The organism is Gammaproteobacteria bacterium (genome assembly GCA_003696665.1).
In the GTDB taxonomy this organism is placed as follows: domain Bacteria; phylum Pseudomonadota; class Gammaproteobacteria; order Enterobacterales.
This window is the reverse complement of record RFGJ01000505.1, coordinates 1-1,217: the sequence shown is the minus strand read 5'-3', so window position 1 is coordinate 1,217 and position 1,217 is coordinate 1. Positions and strand designations below refer to the sequence as shown.

Below are 1,217 nucleotides of genomic sequence, written 5' to 3'. Positions count from 1 at the left end.
GGTCAGCAGATTGCCCACAGGCCGTTTCAGCCAGGCCGGACAGCAGAGAAAGACCGAGCCGTCGGCGTGAATTTCGAACCATTCAAAGGGGCGGGGGCAAACAAGAAATGCCCTGCCCGATGTGGGCAGGGCACGAAGAGAAATCAAGGCTGATTACATTTTGAACAGGCCTGAAATTTGGCTGGCCAACCGCTCGGCTATGGTTTTGCAAGCCTCGTTGCGGTCGATATTGGTCTGTTTTGCATTTACAGCTATACGGGTCCGATATTCCTGCTTGTCCGATACAATCTTTCGGGTGGTTTTGGTGGCGGTGCCAATACCATTGGCCAGGCTGGATTCCTGGCTTCCGGTTACTCCCCCCGGAACGACTTCCTTGATTTGAATGTCAGCAACGCCAATATATTCTTTGACCTTCCACATCAATCCTGCTCCGGCGTCAACGGCTGCAGCCGCCAGTCCGACAGCCAAGCCTGCGGTACCCGCTCCCCGCCAACTGTGCCCTGATACACCGGCAACGGAAGCGCCCAGAACCGCACCGCCAAAGCCCGATGCCAGAACAGACTCCATATTCATCCCTTCTTTGGCCTCGTTAAGGTAAAGAAGATTGGCAGTCACGTGGTAAGTTGCTTGTTTGGGGTTTTTCACCACGTTATATCCCATGCTGGTCAGTTTAGTGCGAATGAGGTCAGAAAAATCAATTTCCTGAAAATCTGACGTGTTGGCGACACGCACAAAAATGCCGCCCTTTGATCCCTGCATGGCATCCGCCAAAGTTTCAGCATCCAGAAAAATGGTGTCTGACATTTTTGCATTGACGGTCAGGTCTTTGTTTTCAATTGCTTTGATAGTATTTGCACATCCCCAGAGTGTCGCCACCAGGAACAGAGCCATCAACAGCAATCCCCCTCTGATGAAACCCATTTTCCGCACCATATCCTTTTAACCTCCTTGAAATTTGAAAAGCCCACCTGGGGCTGTTATGGGCTATCGAAAAAACCGATATCCCTTTTTATTCCAATAGGATAAGTCTGATGATAAGTATCGCACAAATTTATTAGCAAAAATGGCTAATAAACTTCAATAAAAAAATGGGTACTCACTTAAAGCGCAAGGGTTATACGGCAAAATACTTCGCCTGCGGATGATGCGCCACCAGTCCCGAGGTGGTCATCTCCGGCACCATCTCGCAGGTTTCGGTCAGGCTGACGCCGATGCGT

At 50.2% G+C, this 1,217-nt stretch carries 2 protein-coding genes; both read right to left on the bottom strand.

Annotated features, from left to right (window positions below; all coding sequences use genetic code 11):
• Positions 1–153 precede the first annotated feature (153 nt).
• Positions 154–933 carry a hypothetical protein gene (locus tag D6694_12310; protein ID RMH38480.1) on the bottom strand — a complete coding sequence of 260 codons (780 nt, stop codon included), beginning with the start codon at positions 931–933 and terminating at the stop codon, positions 154–156.
• A gap of 181 nt (positions 934–1,114) precedes the next feature.
• Positions 1,115–1,217 (bottom strand): hypothetical protein (locus D6694_12305; protein RMH38479.1); only part of this gene is annotated, 103 nt, incomplete at its 5' end.

What these genes read in the sequence shown, in the direction of transcription:
- D6694_12310 (RMH38480.1), bottom strand. Translation starts at nt 933, where the DNA reads ATGGTGCGGAAAATGGGTTTCATCAGAGGGGGATTGCTGTTGATGGCT.